Genomic DNA, 14,870 nt, shown 5'->3' with positions numbered 1-14,870 from the left:
TATAGAGAACTCCTAAAACCGAAATTTATGAATGGAAAGATGGTGGTGCACATGAATAAAGGCAACCGAAGATTGAAGACTTTTCCATACCGCAATTGTTAGAATAAGGAAACCATCCTCCTTTATGGATTCTTCAGGAAAAGGAATCCCCTACTACCTTTGTCTCGTACAGGTGCTTGTAAAGGAACTGCAGGTGCTAAAACTGTAGAAGTTGATACTAGTTTAGGATGTATTTGATATTCCTCAGGCAGAACAGCGGACTTCTTAATAGGACCAGAACTACCTATTTGCAAAACTGAAGTATTGACCATTTCGGTGATTTTCAAAAAATTAATTTTAATTCTTAGTTGAGTTTTATAATTCACAGTAATCAACCACTATAATTATATGCTCATTTCCTATTTTGATGTTCAGATAATCCTTTCAAGAAAGATTAGTTAACTAATAGCATATGTTTTATCGAAAGGATGTGGTTGAATTATGGATAGGCAGAAATGGGGAGTTGGAGGATTAGTATTTGTTGGTTGCATGTTTCTTGGTGGAGGATTGGGAGCACTGTTAGGAAGTTCTCAAATCGGATGGTTGATAGGAATGGGGGTTGGATTTCTTGGGATTGCTTTAACGAGATTAATTGGAAAATAACGGAACACGATTCTTTTTCCAGTAGATAAAGCAATTAACATTAAGTAATTACTTACAATCTAGCCCCTGTAACACGTAGTAATTATACTCTACAAAGCCATTCTCTAAAGAAAGTGTCTGTTTTTGAAAAGAAAATTACCCTCCTACCGTGTCCGGAAATCTAAATGCTTTGGCATAAAGTCTGATTAAATTAACTTAATAAACCTTGAAAAAGAGCAAATAGGAAAAGCGTGTTTTGAAAAAAAGATTGATCAAATCACGCTTTCTCTATATTCAATAGAATCATCCTTTTATAAAAAAGTCTGATAATTTTTGTGTGTTACGAGTTTACTGTTTCATGTATATTTGCTCGTGGCCGGTTTGCGTTGAACCATTGCAAGCAAAAAATGAATATGAGAATAATATCAATGGCGTCCCCACCATAGTACATTAGCATGCCTCCAATTTCGGCCTGTGCTGTAGTTACTCCAGTAGGTGGGTGAAAATAAATGTATTTTGATAAGATGCCGTGACATGCTAAAGCAGTCCGAACAGCAAGCCAGACCATAGATTGCGGGCCGAGTAGACAGAACGGATTGCATAAGCTGAATCATTGATTTCAATAGCCATATGTTTATTCCTCCAACCATATCTTTTCTACATTTATATTTTCTCAGCGTTCTCATCCCAGTTTATCCAAGATTAATATGCTATACACAAGCTCTGTACCTTTTAATATTATTTCTACTTTGCTTTACGTACTACCTTTTATTGTGAAGTATTTAGCAATCAAAATTTCATTTTCGTTAATTAAAAATGAAACCATCTTTATTCTGTCTCTTCGTATGATAATTCGTCTAGGTTTCGCCTGGTACTAGACCACGATAAGCAGCCTTCCAACTATCAACATAAACCCTTGGTACGTCCTTTAAATCTTCTTTACTGGCTTTTCTAATCTCGCAATTAAGTACTTCGAAGAAAAAACAGGAAAATAATAAAATAGTATCCTTTCTTCAATCTGCCTCTTCATAGCTCAATAAAGCCTTATTCCACTAAATGGCCCTTAACATAAAGAAACAGCATAATTCTTACTGCAGAATTGCGCCCGATTGTTAAAGATTCATCTAAAATAAAGTACCAATTTTTTGAGTTTTTTAACGAATCGAACCTACAAATTTTTATAGCTATCTATTTTTATTTATTTTTTAACGCCAATCGTTGCATTAGGAGTGTTGGATGGTTTGGTGTTTTTTGGACAACCTACCTAATATTAGGTGGATTTTTCGAATGACTTCTAAGAGAGGCGGCAAAAAAAACGGAAAATGCAAGATCCAGGTAAACCAAAAATTTCACCCGCAACTAGAGATTATCAGGAAAATATTTCAAGAATAAAGGCGAATTTGGGGGACAGTACCAAATCATTAGCCGGGCCTCCTGATGAAAAGAACCAATCCGGAATCAAGGATGGAAAATGATGAAAAAGTGTTTGTTGATTGTTCTATTATTATGGAAAACCTGTTATCAATGTGCATATTGATAACGAGGGATGGGTTAGTGATGCGAATACTGCTTTCGATTTGTCAAATCCGGATGTGATAAAAAAATTGATCACCTCGTCGAAAAAGAAATTCAGAAGGAAGTGCAAAGAGCAATAAGAGCAGTGAAGAAGAAAAAAAGTGATGTATTTGGCTTTGGCGAGGTCACCCACCAAACTTATCCGACGGATTGGAAAGAAATAAAAAAGGATTGGAACAATCGATTTCCTGAGCTTGAAGTGAACGTTAAGGTAGACTCTTATGTATGGCTTGAAGGAATACGGATGAATCCATTCCGGGATAACTTAACAATATAACCCTAATCAAAGGGGAAATGTAGTAAATGGATAAGATTAAAATAAGCGCATCCCAGCTTTTCATACTAGTATTTTTATTTGAAATGGGTAGTTCAATCCTCTTTGGTCTTGGAGCAAATGCAAAACAGGATGCATGGATAGCCCTTTTATTAGGGTTAGCAGGTGGTTTGATTGTCTTCTTTATTCACTATCGTCTGTTTCTTTTTTATCCAGAATTAATTTTAACCAGCTATATACAAAAAATTGCCGGAAAATGGCCGGGCCGGATCATCGCCTTATTCTATGTCATCCATTTTATCTATATTGCCTCATATGTATTACGAGATTTTGGGGAACTCTTGGTAACGACTGTTTATACAAATACGCCGTTATTTGTCATCAATACATTGATGATTCTGACCATCATCTATGGCATTCATAAAGGTTTAGAGGTAATCGCAAGAGTGGGGCAGATTTATTTTGGCATTATTTATATTATGGCCCTATTAGGATTTCTGTTAATTATTTTTTCCGGGTTAATCCATTTTGAATTTCTAAAGCCTATTCTTGAAAATGGATGGAAACCCATATTGAAAGAGTTTCTACCTGGCACACTTACATATCCTTTTGGAGAAATACTTATTTTCTCGATGATATACCCGATTGTGAATGAACCAAAGAAAATAAAATTTGCTTGTATGGGCGGGATGATTTTAAGCGGGATTAATATTACCATTACCGTGATTATTACCATTTCAACCATTGGTCCAGAACTTTATACCCGCGCAAACTTCCCATTATTAACAACCGTTTCAAGAATTCAACTGGCAAATTTTATTGAGCGGCTGGATGTTCTTTTTATGCTCTATCTAATCATTAGCGGTTTCTTTAAAATAGCACTGTATTTTTATGCAGCAGTTGAGGGTGCAGCAGATCTATTTCAGTTTAAAAAAAAAGAAACATTGTCGTTTCCAATTGGAATGATTATTTTGTTTGTATCCATAACCACGGCATCGACGTATGCTGAATTTAGCAAGGAAGGATTTGAATTTGTACCACTCTATATAAGTTTGCCTTTTCAAATTATCATTCCAAGCATCTTACTGCTTATTGCCTTCTTTCGAAATAGGAAGAAAAAACCTCATACAAATTTATATTGAAAAACAGCCATTTATTTTGCTAATGGCTGGTTTACATAGGAAATTATGGATTTGTGATTTAACAGTGAATTAACATTCAACTCGTTCCCCAATTTGGTGTCTAGTCTGCATTTGCAGATATTTCCTGATTTCGAAGCTAAAAAAAATATAAGTGAATGTAACGATGGGGTTGGGGTGACGGCGAAGCTCACGAAGACCTTCGGTAGCCATATGTTGCTTAAACTTTTTAAACAATTTATGAGGAACATCTATATCAAAGCCTCCGAGAAACTTACTCTTTTAGATCCCCCAATCCTCCACCCACAATTAGTAATTTCCCTTTTATTGCTTCTAGCCTATCCTCTGCTTTTACACCTGATCCGACATTAACAGATGCTAATATCGTACAGGTTGCTAAAATTGAGATTGCTAACCTTTTCATCTTAATACTCTCCCTTGTCATTTTTTCAAATACAATATCGCAAGAATTATGCCAACTTCGTATACCAGCAAGGGAACGAGTATTATTCTAATTTTCAAAGGCGAGAGAAAAATAATGTTTTTTTCAAAATAACCTAAAATAACCAAATAGGACCAATATTTTTTCATGGAAAAATAACAAGTAAAAAGCCGAGTTAACCCAATAAAATAGGAAACTCCAAAATGACAAGGACTTCTCTAGAACAAAAAAGCCGATTTCCTAAGACAATAAGGAATCAACTTTTTTATCCTTCTTCTATAATTGCGCCCGATTGCTGAATGAATAAGATTATTAATTTAATGGTTCTAATTTCATCATCGCACCAAAATATTGTGAGGCAGTTGTAAAAGAGATAAATGCACATAATTCACTTATTTCCTCTTCAGTGAAACATTCTCTCAAAATATCAAAAGTTGAATCAGCTATGTCCCCCTTTTGTTTTAAAAAGACTTCAGCAAATCCTACTGCAATAGAAGTTTTTTCATTAAACTTATCTGGATCAGGTTTTCCTTTCGCCTTACAATACTCACATCCGTTACTTTGGGCTAATGTTCTCCTTACTTGTTCCTTTAATTCAAATGTTAGTTGTCCATCTTTTTCTATCACATTCCCTAACTGACTCCATCCTTCCATTACATCTTTATTATGTCCCAATAATCTTTGAAAAGATGTTTCACCGAAATTAGATTCAACAATCCTTGCCATATAAGTACCTCCCTGTTATATTTAATTACGAATTAATTATAAAAAACAAAATTACTAAAACACATTAAATTAGTAACGATTATCAAATTAATTTTTTATAAAATTAACGATTATTTGGTAGGTACTTTAAAAATGAAAATAGATAATATTGATAAAAAAATTATAGATGAACTACATAAAAACAGCCGTTTATCAATGAGCGAGCTTGGGAGAAGGGTGAATCTGTCCTCCCCATCAGTAACGGAACGGGTAAGGCAAATGGAATCATTTGGGATTATAAAAAAATATACTTTAGAAATTGATTATGAGAAATTAGGTTTACCAATCCAATGCATAATAGAAGCAACAGTTAAAAATGGTGACTATAAATCTTTTAAAAATTACATTGAGAAACTTCCAAACATCGAATTCTGTTATCGAATAGCAGGTAGTACGTGTTATATGCTTAAAATGCAGTTTGAAACATTCGCTAAAGCAGAAAAATTCATTGATGAAGTAAATCCAATCGCACATACTGTAACACATTTTATTTTTTCACAAGTTCCAACGGATTTAAAAATTAATAAGGATTGATGAGTTTTCAGTTAAAAGCATTATTCTTTATTTACAGTTCAGATGGCAAAGTTATAGATCGAGCACAGACTGGTCGTCACTAATTTAAAATGTATGGATAATAAAATCAGTTGGCTAGATAGAACTGGTCACCGAATGTTTATTTAGGCATAAAAAAGAAAATCATAGACCTTTTCAACCCTCGGTAATCCAATTGGAGTTCCTGAGGGTTTTTAGTTTTATGTTATGTAATGTGCTCAATTACCTTTTTTGCTTGAAAATCCAGAACTTGTGTTTAGTAATAACAATTTGTGCTATAGTTCTAGTTTGTTTTGATCAAATATCCTGCGATTGATTTTATTTTTTTAAAATCCCTTAAATTAAAATCAAAGAATATTGAATTTTTTTCGATTGAAGTTTAGGCATACCACATCTATTTTTTAGAAGTCTAGAACACGAAATTCTTGGCTTCCTTTCCATTAAATAACAATATAAGGAATCATTATTAAATGATTAATTGACTTCTAGAGTGAAATTTTCTTATATACTCCGTTTACCACTAATATTTGGTTTAAAATCCTGATCAAAGATGACCCCATCAATCACTTTAAAACTATCCACAATATTATTTATATTACCGGTTGTCACATTGGCAAAACCATACGAACCTCCAAGATTTAAGTTATATTTCCTATTGGCATCCATACCATTAATTAAAGCTTCACCCACAACGACAGCTGAACTTGGTTGGGGAGAATTTACATAAATAGATCCTAAATTAATAACTGAGGGCAATTTGGTCCCTCCTTTCCTTCTTAGATTTTTTTATTGCAGAGTATTTTCTTGTCATACAATACAATCGCCTTTCTTAGGGGATGGAAAACCAGATAATAAAATGATAGGACGAGGAAAAAATTTATTACAAAAAGCCCTGATAAAGGGCCTTTATTTCTATCATTTTATTTCTATTTTTTCCATATTAGTTATAAAAAATGATGTTCCATTGCTAAGTAAAAAGATGAACAATACTAGGTTTGTTACAAAAGCACTTCCTCCGGAAAATCGCTGCCATATCCATAACTTTCCCATCATCCCTAGTATCCAAGACCCATAGTTTTAACCATCTGTTTGAATTTCCGAAGCTGTAAAGCTTTTACAATATATAATATTTTCATAAGATAAGGTTTGCATGGACAACATCATGTTTTCAACTAAACTGTCCATAATACAATAAGTAAAAGCTGCCTGATTGGCAGCCGGACCTTAAATTAACGCACACATTTAGTTCCACAAATATTTCCCTCAAAAGTACTGTTTTCGTAAAATAAAATGGCTTATTTTTTACCGCTACGAGACCATATCACCACTGGAATGAGTAATAAGGATAAAATCCCTCCAGTAAATGATAATGTTAGATAATTTGAACCTGCCACAATCATTCCTGATAAGGCTCCGCCGGCAGCTCCAGACAAAGCAATAAAAACATCCACTGCACCTTGGGTTTTAGCCCGTGTGGAAGTTTCAGTTGAATCAACAAGAAGTGCTGTTCCACTTATCAAACCAAAATTCCATCCTAATCCAAGTAAGGAAAGAGCAATGACTAGAAGAACCATAGAATCTCCTGGTGTAAATGCTGCAATTAATCCAGCCAGAAGCAGCGTAATTCCAGAAGCAATCGCCATCGCAGAACGCCCCAACTTATCAACAAGGACACCTGTAACCAGTGAAGGAAAATACATGGCACCTATATGAAAACCAATAACAAGACCTACTGCACCCAAACCAAGTCCGTGATGCATCATATGAACAGGCGTCATGGTCATTATCGCTGTCATTACAATTTGAGTAAGAATCATAATCGTTGCCCCAGCGATTATGCCTCTTTTGTTTTCTGTTTGTTCAGTTGTTTCCAAATGCCCTTTATCACTAGGTTCTTGATTGGTTGCTACTATCGTTCTTGCTATAACTAACGGATCTGGACGAAGCATGATGAAAAGGACAAGACCTGCTAAGATATAGGCTGCCGCTCCTAAAATGAAAGGACCGGCAAGTGATGGAACACCAATCGAAAGGGCGAAATTCCCCATTACATTCACTAAATTTGGACCTGCAACTGCACCAAATGTTGTAAAAGCCATCGTAATACTAATAGCAGTCGCCCGCTGTTTACTATTCGCTAAGTCTGTACCTGCATAACGAGCTTGTAAATTTGTTGCTGAACCTGCACCATAAACAAGTAGGGAAGCAAATAAAAGGAAAACACTATTTATTAATGCTGCAACTATGACTCCTATTGCTCCAAGTCCACCGATTATAAAACCCGCTGTCAGACCTGTACGACGTCCATACGCTTGCGAAAGTCTCCCAACAAATAAAGCTGCTCCTGCTGACCCTAAAGTAAGTAAAGCTGAAGGAAGTCCGGCAAACGCATCAGTACCGAGCATTTGCTGTGCAATAAGTGCCCCCACAGTAACTCCTGCTGCTAACCCCGCACCACCAAAAATTTGTGAAATACTTACAACGAATAATGTACGCTTGTATAACGATTTTTGTTTTTCTGAAGAATGAATGTAGCTTTGTGACGAAGCTGATTGAACGTCTAACGCTTTTACACTATCTTTCTGTAACATAATCTAACCCACCTTTCTAGAAACCTAATTCCATTCTTATAAACCTCCAACAAGATTTGAATCATCATAACATCCACTAAAAAACCATACAATACTATAATTGTATGGCAAACAATATTAGGTAAGATAGTTTAGCAAACGTTTAAGGATCATCAATCCTTGCTCAAGCTCTTCGAGCGTTTCTGGTGCACAAACAGAAACTCTTACAGCCCGCTCTGGACAACTATTTCCTACTACAAATCGTTCAGCCGCATACACTTGTACTCCATGTTGTGCAGCTAACGTTTCAAATTCAGCACCTGTAATCTTACCTGGTAATAACAACCAACGAAAGATGCCTGTTTCAACACCTAAACAGGTATAGTCTGCCAAATAGCTTTTTACGATTTGGTTTCTGCGAATGGTTTGTTCCCGATGACCCTCAATTAAGACTTCAAATTGATTCGATACAATCGTCCGTGCTGTAAGTTCTGCTAATAGCGGGGAAACTGTTATATTTAAATTATAAAGTGCCTTTGAAATTGCCTCCTTAAATTGACTCGGCACTGCTACGTAGGCTAGTCGTAACCCTGGTGCTAATGATTTAGATAAACTTGCAATATAGATGACCTGTTCTGGGGCAAATGATGCGACTGCTGGGAGTGGTTTTTTGTTGAGAAGATGGTACGATGCATCTTCAATAACGAACTGTTTATACTTTTTGGCAAGTGCTGCAATCATTTTTCGATTCTCAACAGACATAAAGGAAGCTGTCGGATTATGATAATCAGGGATCAAGTAAATGCCTTTAATATTGTCATTTTTACACGCATATTCAAAGGCAACTGGACTCATTTCATAGTTCTCTGATTTTATAGGTACTATTTGCACACTAAGCATTGCTGCAACGGTTTTTAAGCCAGGGTAGGTATGATGGTCAACACCAATACGATCTCCAGGCTTACAAAGACTTGCCAATGTAGCAGCAATCGCATTTTGACCCCCATTTGCAAATAAAATGTGATCAACTGTTGTTTCAAACCCACCTCTTCGGAATAGCTTTATAGCTGCATCCTTTTGCCAAAGACTTTCGCCTGCCCGACCATAACCAAACCATTTTTCATAATCTGTCTCTTGAAGCATACTTTTTAGTTGGAGTAGCAGTGGCTCGAAAGAAGCATTATCTGGAAGTGTTGCTCCCATTTCAATTAAGTGCTTTGGCTTTGTATCTTCAAGTAAATACGCATTCGATAACGCTCCATACGATACAAATGTGCCACTTCCAATAGATGCACTTAGCAATCCCTTCAACTCACACACTTTAAAAGCTTTTGAAATGGTACTCAAATTTAAATCTAAATAATCGGCTAGTTCTCGCTGTGGGGGAAGTTTTGTTCCAGGTAATAAAATCCCGTTTAATATATCCTGTTCCAATTGCCCAGCGAGTGCTTGATATATAGGCTTTTTAGTTTTATCAATCGATGGCTTCCAGCTCATCGGATAGTTTTCAAAAGAATTAATCGGCATGATACGCATCCTTTTTCACACAATTATATGATTGTGCCGTTTATAAAACAATTATAATTTTCTTTAATATTATTCACTGAGGAGTCCAACTCTCCAATTCTGCTAAACTATAAAACTGACCATATCGCTTATTGAACCCAAGCTCCACTGTAATCAATCACAATCAGCATCCTTTTCTGTCCGCCATATTCCCTCCTCAATTTTCGAACCTTCGACCAGATGTAAGGAACATCCATCCCTGCTCGGTCAAAAATATGTAAATTTACCTTCGATAGGGCTCCAAGTGCATCCGAAAATTGCATCCAATCCTGTTCGTGAAACTCCCTTTTCGGGTTTTTCATTTTCAGACTGTCTATTTTTCCCGTAAAACCGGACATCCGTTTGAGCAGCTGTTTTTTAGACATTTCTAAGGAAAAAATAACGCAGGCATCTTTAATGGATGCTTGTTGAGCAAGATTAAGGGCAAATGAGGTTTTTCCTACACTCGGTCTCGCCCCATTTTCGTTTCTGATCATATTCCTTAACCATTTTTTCATAAAAATGAAAGTTGGCCGTTGTTGGCACGCTTCCTGCTAATTGCGAAATATAGTGGACTCCGCCAACCCGAACAAGATTATCGGCACTAAGTTCCTCTATAAGAGAAACGATATCCACCGGAATGCCTTTTTCATTTAAGCTCCTTATTGCCGAATAAATCAGCCGCAAATTTTTTGTAAACAGTTGCTCCGGTCGAACGGTACACTCATTGATTAATTCCGCATCTAAAAAGAACGCTCCGACGAATGCCTCTTCGGCTTCCTGATTATAAGGCTGAACCTCAATCATCGTTCTTCCCTCCTGACAATTCCCAAGATCTTTCTCATTTTAGTGAGCTCTCGCTGCACAACTTCCTCGCTTGCCGGTGCCGACTTAGTTGTCCTTTAATCGACTATATTTTTCCACAATAACTGGAATGGATACCATATTAAATTGATTTGGTATCAAGTTCAAAAAATATTTAGGCATTTCCCCTTCGGTTTTACCTATTGTAAAGTTAACTGTCTCCACCGTTCTTTAATCGAAAAAAACCAGGTAATCTCCCACCTGGTTTCATATTTTTGCAACATATTGATCACGATGCCGTAATCCACGATCATCCTGTCGGCCTTTTGGCACCAAATCAAGAAACTGGTATGTGATATTCAACATGTCAATGCCACGAGCGTAAGTCGAGTATGTATGACATATATTTTCTTCAACATCCTTATAAAAAACACTAACACCCTCCCTGTCGGTACTCATAGGATTCTGCATTGTATAGTTGTAAAAGGCTTGATTTTTTTCTAATTCTTCTTCGGTGAAAGATGCTTGAAAATCATAATTAAAATCCGATTGCCCTGATGAATACCAAGGAAATGTCCAACCCATTCGTTCTTTGAATGCTTCCAGCTTTTCTATGGGTGCACGGGAAATACAGACAAAAGAGACATCACGGTGAGATAAGTGAGGAATCATACCACTGTAATGATCCGCCCAAAAAGAACAATGTTTGCAGCCTTGATCCCAACTAGGATTGAACATGAAATGGTACACAATAAGTTGGCTTTTTTCAGCAAACAAATCTGATAGCGACATTTTACCTCTGGGTCCTTCAAATGTGTAAGGCTTTGTTACAGCTTCCCAAGGCAAATCTCGTCTCTGCTGTGTGAGTTCATCCCGTAACTTCGTGAATTCCTTTTCCTTTTTAAGCAGTTCTTTTCTTGCTTCGATCCATTCATTCCTAGGCAAAATTTTATGCTCCATGACTGTACCTCATTATCTCGATTTTTCACTTATTTTATCCAATATTGAGCCTGTCTATGATGTTAGGGTATGGTTTCTTCAAGAGAACCGTCTCTGTGGAATTCGCTATTCAGTTTGATTTCTTTTTAATGCCAGCCAAGAATTTAATATATACCATGTTCCTGCCAGAAAAAACAGCATGTGAACGGAAAACCAGTCAAATATAAATCCGGCACCAATAATGCTTACCACGATAATTAGTTGCAAAATGAATTGATGAATATTTTCCATTTTCCAGCATATATTGTCTTTTTTATCAAATTCTTTTTCCGATAATTTGTAAAACGCTTGGAAGATCCCCATAAAACATTGGATTAAGCAAACATGGAATACATTTTGTGCTAATGGTACCGATATCATGGATAAACCCAGTCCGAACAACGATACACTGTACATTTTATGAATCGGAATTTGCTGTGGAATCCGGGATAACCCATAGAAACAGGCAGCTGATGATAAAGCAAATATGGCGTAGAGCAATGAAAACACGCTGTAAGTTTCCCCTATATTTTTCAAAAAAAGCAGATAGTAGGGAAATATTGCCGTCTGAATGACAAGAACGCTTCCGCGGATGATTAGTTTAGTATTCACTTACGATACCTCTCGAAAAATAGACTTGAGATGGTTTCATTTGGGTCGTATTTTTCTTTTTCTTGGACAAATTCGTTGAAGTTAGTATAGGATTCAAGCAATTGTTTTTTGGTAGCGTATGGGTAATAGGGCAAATAAAACGTACCATTATGACTCAAGGTAATATCAATCATCTTTTGAATCGATTTTTGGGCTTTTTCCACATCCTGTTTTTGTTTTCCGTGGTTGAATAATGCCACAAGAGCGATCATATCGGTATTGGCATAAGAAAGCATCGATAAATCGTCTTTGGATACGTAGCGGATGGTAAAGTTAAGCAGATTGATGTCATCATTTGTCAGAAATGCTTTCATATCCTTGATATAAGAAGGATACTCATCGATTGGTACGAAAAATTCCTGCAATGTGTCGGTGTTCTTTTGGTTTTTATAAAGCAGAAAATCGCTTTCCGAACGCATGGCATTGTTTCTTGAGATCAAGCTTTTATTGAGGGATAAGAAGTATTTTTCCTGAAGGTCCCAAAGCCAGTCCTTTCCGAAACTAGTTTTTCGAGATAAATTTAGTAATGAGTAGGTCAAAAATGGCTGCTGGTCTTCTTTCAAATTACGAAGGCTCTCCGTCAGGGGTTTTTTAGTTTTATGGTATTCCACGACAAACATGCTGTACATCAATGTTTTCGGAGCAACCGAAATACGTGCATAAGCCATCTTCACATCGGGGTTTTCCCTTAAAATATGGACATAGTTGGGGAATTCCTCTACGCTCACCTTTTTCGTAAGGATCTCATACACTTCATCATCTGTCACCTGTAATTCCACATCCAAAATGACACCAAATAGACCGTATCCGCCTAATACATCCTTGAATAGTTCCGGTTCACTATTCCAGTCGACTTTCATAATTTTTCCGTTGGGAAGCAATAAATGGAACCAATTGATCGATTTTCCAAGGGATTCGTTTTTAATGTCCCTTCCATGCACATTTACGCTGATCGCTCCCCCAACGGTAAAAATATTCTGGCTTTGCATGACTTTTACTGCGAGCCCTTCCGGAGCAAGCGCTTTTTGGATGCCATCCCAGGTTGCCCCGCTTTGGACGTGGATGGTTTTTCTTTTTTGATTGATTCCTAGAATTTTGTTAAAACTTGTCATATCCAAAACAACCCCGTCTGGATAATAAGTATGCCCGCCCTGGGAGTGCCTTTTCCCCGCTATACTGACTTTTAATCCATCTCTTTTGGCTCTTTTCAGGATATTGACAATCTGCTCTACTTCATTCCCTTTTTCAATCCGCTCTATTTTAGTCGGAAGGAGTCTGCCGACATCCTGGATCTTATTGCCTTGGTACAAGTCATCACTATAGTGGGCTAACGAAAACTGGAAAACAGCATAGGAAATCAAAAATGCAAAAATAATAAGGGAGAGAATCACGAAAACGATTTTTTTAATATGAAAGTTTACTTTGATTTTTTTCAATTTCTTATCACACTCCTTTAAATGCAGAACCTAACTGTCTTCGAGAATCGTCCGTTTTCAATCATTGGATTACTTTTCTCCCTTTTGTAACCCTATCCATTAGCATCATGAGTGACGTACTTTCCTTTTTTAGGTTTTAATGTGTAAATTTACACTAATTGTATCATATGTTCCATTGGCTTTATAGAAATTTTTTCAACCTCCTTATTTTTTGAACATAATAGTACAAAAAGAAAAGCCGCCAAATTGGCAGCCAGTTCTTCATTTCTATTTATTTTTCTAAAATGATGCCTTACCCCCGGTGCTATAATGCTGTATACGTAACGCATAAATAAGTGTAGAGGCGAAATATTTCTTCTCTAATCTTGAAGGGGTAAATTCCCCGCTAGTTACCATTCATTTGTCAATACAATCTTTCCAATTGCCTCATTAGATTCCAGTAAAGTATGTGCTTCATTTACTTCATCAAAATTAAAAACTCTTTCATCGATTAACGGATGAAGCTTCCCTTCCTCAATAAGAGTTTTTACTTCTCGTAAGATTTTCCCATATTCATGCCTTTGCTCTTTATTCATTACTTTTAAAAGCATGAAGGTAATATGTAAGGATAATGCCTTAGCATGGAGAGGGGACAAGTCATGCGTTGAGCGTGCTGCGATTGATAATACTGTTCCGTAAGTGGCAGCAGCTTGAAAAGACCGATCGAGGTTTTCGCCACCGACCGTATCAAACACAACATCAAAGCCTTTTCCATCTGTATGTTCCTTTACGTACTCATCCACTGTCTGTTTCCGATAATTAATGGACACATCTGCACCCAGACGCTTTCCAATGCTTAACTTTTCCTCTGATGAAGCCGTAGTGAATACTTTTGCACCAGCTAGCTTTGCTAGTTGAATGGCAACATGACCTACCCCGCCTGTAGCGGCATGAATAAGTACCGTTTGTCTATTTTGAACATTTGCACGATTAAAAAGTGCCTCCCATGCAGTAATTGTAACTAAAGGAAGTGCCGCTGCTTGTGCCATCGTTAAATTTTTTGGTTTAGGAGCTAGAAGCTGCGCATCCGCAAGCATATATTCAGCAAGGGCACCGCCCGTTCCTTTAAAACCGCCCGCACAACCAAAGACTTCATCACCGATCTTGAACTCTGTTACTCCCTTTCCTACCTCAACAACAACTCCTGCTACATCGCCGTGTAACACCGCTGGAAACTCTGGTGCAACTGCTGGTACCACTCCGCCACGAATCTTTGTATCAATCGGATTTACACTTGTCGCTTTTACTTGAATAACAACATGCCCAAGAATTGCTTCAGGCTTAGGAACCTCAGCAATTTCAAAAACAGATGGATTTCCAAATTTTTTAATCACCTGTGCTTTCATTTGTGACCACCCTCCTCCCCTATCATTTTACCTAAATCTTTTTAATTTTTAAAACAATAAGAAAATGTTTCTCGCATCTTAATTAAAGGCTCTTTTCGTAAACTTTGTTGCTATTGGACCTTAATAAGGGTCA

The 14,870-nt window shown here is 36.8% G+C and carries 16 protein-coding genes and 1 pseudogene; 4 read left to right on the top strand and 13 right to left on the bottom strand.

The features are described 5' to 3' along the window. Window positions 1-122 precede the first annotated feature (122 nt). A complete protein-coding gene (locus BIV60_RS10005) occupies window positions 123-365 on the bottom strand; it encodes a spore germination protein GerPB (RefSeq protein ID WP_071355598.1) in 243 nt (80 codons plus the stop codon). A 115-nt stretch (window positions 366-480) separates the two neighbouring features. Between BIV60_RS10005 and BIV60_RS29580 the strand changes: the two genes are divergently transcribed. Continuing rightward, window positions 481-642, top strand: a complete 162-nt coding sequence (locus tag BIV60_RS29580; protein ID WP_177177266.1) for a hypothetical protein — start codon at window positions 481-483, stop codon at window positions 640-642. A 319-nt stretch (window positions 643-961) separates the two neighbouring features. Here BIV60_RS29580 and BIV60_RS30330 read toward each other — a convergent pair. Beyond that, window positions 962-1,165 (bottom strand): annotated as a pseudogene (locus tag BIV60_RS30330) (cytochrome c oxidase assembly protein); the annotation flags it as partial. 1,059 nt (window positions 1,166-2,224) lie between these two features. Here BIV60_RS30330 and BIV60_RS10000 point away from each other — a divergent pair. Then, entirely contained in the window at window positions 2,225-2,473 is a 249-nt protein-coding gene (locus BIV60_RS10000) for a Ger(x)C family spore germination C-terminal domain-containing protein (RefSeq protein WP_083402189.1), read from the top strand. 26 nt (window positions 2,474-2,499) lie between these two features. Next, entirely contained in the window at window positions 2,500-3,612 is a 1,113-nt protein-coding gene (locus BIV60_RS09995) for a GerAB/ArcD/ProY family transporter (RefSeq protein WP_071355596.1), read from the top strand. Between the two features lie 271 nt (window positions 3,613-3,883). Here the strand turns inward: BIV60_RS09995 and BIV60_RS29575 are convergent, their stop codons facing one another. Next, entirely contained in the window at window positions 3,884-4,033 is a 150-nt protein-coding gene (locus tag BIV60_RS29575; RefSeq protein WP_177177265.1) for a hypothetical protein, read from the bottom strand. A 330-nt stretch (window positions 4,034-4,363) separates the two neighbouring features. Beyond that, on the bottom strand, window positions 4,364-4,777 hold the full coding sequence (locus BIV60_RS09990) for a carboxymuconolactone decarboxylase family protein (RefSeq protein WP_071355595.1): 414 nt from the start codon (window positions 4,775-4,777) through the stop codon (window positions 4,364-4,366). A gap of 132 nt (window positions 4,778-4,909) precedes the next feature. Between BIV60_RS09990 and BIV60_RS09985 the strand changes: the two genes are divergently transcribed. Next, on the top strand, window positions 4,910-5,350 hold the full coding sequence (locus BIV60_RS09985) for an Lrp/AsnC family transcriptional regulator (RefSeq protein ID WP_071355594.1): 441 nt from the start codon (window positions 4,910-4,912) through the stop codon (window positions 5,348-5,350). A 519-nt stretch (window positions 5,351-5,869) separates the two neighbouring features. Here the strand turns inward: BIV60_RS09985 and BIV60_RS09980 are convergent. The 9 genes from BIV60_RS09980 to BIV60_RS09935 form a co-directional block, all read right to left on the bottom strand. Next, window positions 5,870-6,124 carry a hypothetical protein gene (locus tag BIV60_RS09980; protein WP_071355593.1) on the bottom strand — a complete coding sequence of 85 codons (255 nt, stop codon included), beginning with the start codon at window positions 6,122-6,124 and terminating at the stop codon, window positions 5,870-5,872. A gap of 539 nt (window positions 6,125-6,663) precedes the next feature. Then, window positions 6,664-7,962, bottom strand: coding sequence for an MFS transporter (locus BIV60_RS09970; protein WP_141770440.1), 1,299 nt, complete (start codon window positions 7,960-7,962; stop codon window positions 6,664-6,666). A 114-nt stretch (window positions 7,963-8,076) separates the two neighbouring features. Then, entirely contained in the window at window positions 8,077-9,465 is a 1,389-nt protein-coding gene (locus BIV60_RS09965) for an aminotransferase-like domain-containing protein (protein ID WP_071355590.1), read from the bottom strand. 128 nt (window positions 9,466-9,593) lie between these two features. Beyond that, window positions 9,594-9,980 carry a DnaB-like helicase C-terminal domain-containing protein gene (locus BIV60_RS30325; protein WP_071355589.1) on the bottom strand — a complete coding sequence of 129 codons (387 nt, stop codon included), beginning with the start codon at window positions 9,978-9,980 and terminating at the stop codon, window positions 9,594-9,596. Next, window positions 9,922-10,290, bottom strand: a complete 369-nt coding sequence (locus BIV60_RS30320) for a DnaB-like helicase N-terminal domain-containing protein (RefSeq protein ID WP_071355588.1) — start codon at window positions 10,288-10,290, stop codon at window positions 9,922-9,924. Before BIV60_RS30320 ends, BIV60_RS30325 begins: the two co-directional genes overlap by 59 nt. 264 nt (window positions 10,291-10,554) lie before the next feature. Next, on the bottom strand, window positions 10,555-11,247 hold the full coding sequence (locus BIV60_RS09950) for a DUF899 domain-containing protein (protein WP_071355587.1): 693 nt from the start codon (window positions 11,245-11,247) through the stop codon (window positions 10,555-10,557). A gap of 105 nt (window positions 11,248-11,352) precedes the next feature. Next, window positions 11,353-11,877, bottom strand: coding sequence for a hypothetical protein (locus BIV60_RS09945; protein WP_071355586.1), 525 nt, complete (start codon window positions 11,875-11,877; stop codon window positions 11,353-11,355). Continuing rightward, complete coding sequence (locus BIV60_RS09940) at window positions 11,874-13,352, bottom strand: FAD-binding oxidoreductase (protein WP_177177264.1); 1,479 nt, start codon at window positions 13,350-13,352, stop codon at window positions 11,874-11,876. Before BIV60_RS09940 ends, BIV60_RS09945 begins: the two co-directional genes overlap by 4 nt. Before the next feature lie 389 nt (window positions 13,353-13,741). After that, window positions 13,742-14,737 carry a zinc-dependent alcohol dehydrogenase family protein gene (locus BIV60_RS09935; protein ID WP_071355585.1) on the bottom strand — a complete coding sequence of 332 codons (996 nt, stop codon included), beginning with the start codon at window positions 14,735-14,737 and terminating at the stop codon, window positions 13,742-13,744. Window positions 14,738-14,870 lie beyond the last annotated feature (133 nt).

The organism is Bacillus sp. MUM 116 (assembly GCF_001866655.1).
In the GTDB taxonomy this organism is placed as follows: Bacteria; Bacillota; Bacilli; order Bacillales; family Cytobacillaceae; genus Neobacillus.
This window is presented reverse-complemented; position numbering and strand designations above follow the sequence as displayed.

Bases quoted from the DNA above. Each gene is read 5' to 3' on its own strand.
- BIV60_RS09985 (WP_071355594.1), top strand. From the start codon at position 4,910: ATGAAAATAGATAATATTGATAAAAAAATTATAGATGAACTACATAAA.
- BIV60_RS29580 (WP_177177266.1), top strand. From the start codon at position 481: ATGGATAGGCAGAAATGGGGAGTTGGAGGATTAGTATTTGTTGGTTGC.
- BIV60_RS09990 (WP_071355595.1), bottom strand. From the start codon at position 4,777: ATGGCAAGGATTGTTGAATCTAATTTCGGTGAAACATCTTTTCAAAGA.
- BIV60_RS30325 (WP_071355589.1), bottom strand. From the start codon at position 9,980: ATGATCAGAAACGAAAATGGGGCGAGACCGAGTGTAGGAAAAACCTCA.
- BIV60_RS09965 (WP_071355590.1), bottom strand. From the start codon at position 9,465: ATGCCGATTAATTCTTTTGAAAACTATCCGATGAGCTGGAAGCCATCG.
- BIV60_RS09950 (WP_071355587.1), bottom strand. From the start codon at position 11,247: ATGGAGCATAAAATTTTGCCTAGGAATGAATGGATCGAAGCAAGAAAA.
- BIV60_RS09935 (WP_071355585.1), bottom strand. From the start codon at position 14,737: ATGAAAGCACAGGTGATTAAAAAATTTGGAAATCCATCTGTTTTTGAA.
- BIV60_RS09995 (WP_071355596.1), top strand. From the start codon at position 2,500: ATGGATAAGATTAAAATAAGCGCATCCCAGCTTTTCATACTAGTATTT.
- BIV60_RS29575 (WP_177177265.1), bottom strand. From the start codon at position 4,033: ATGAAAAGGTTAGCAATCTCAATTTTAGCAACCTGTACGATATTAGCA.
- BIV60_RS30320 (WP_071355588.1), bottom strand. From the start codon at position 10,290: ATGATTGAGGTTCAGCCTTATAATCAGGAAGCCGAAGAGGCATTCGTC.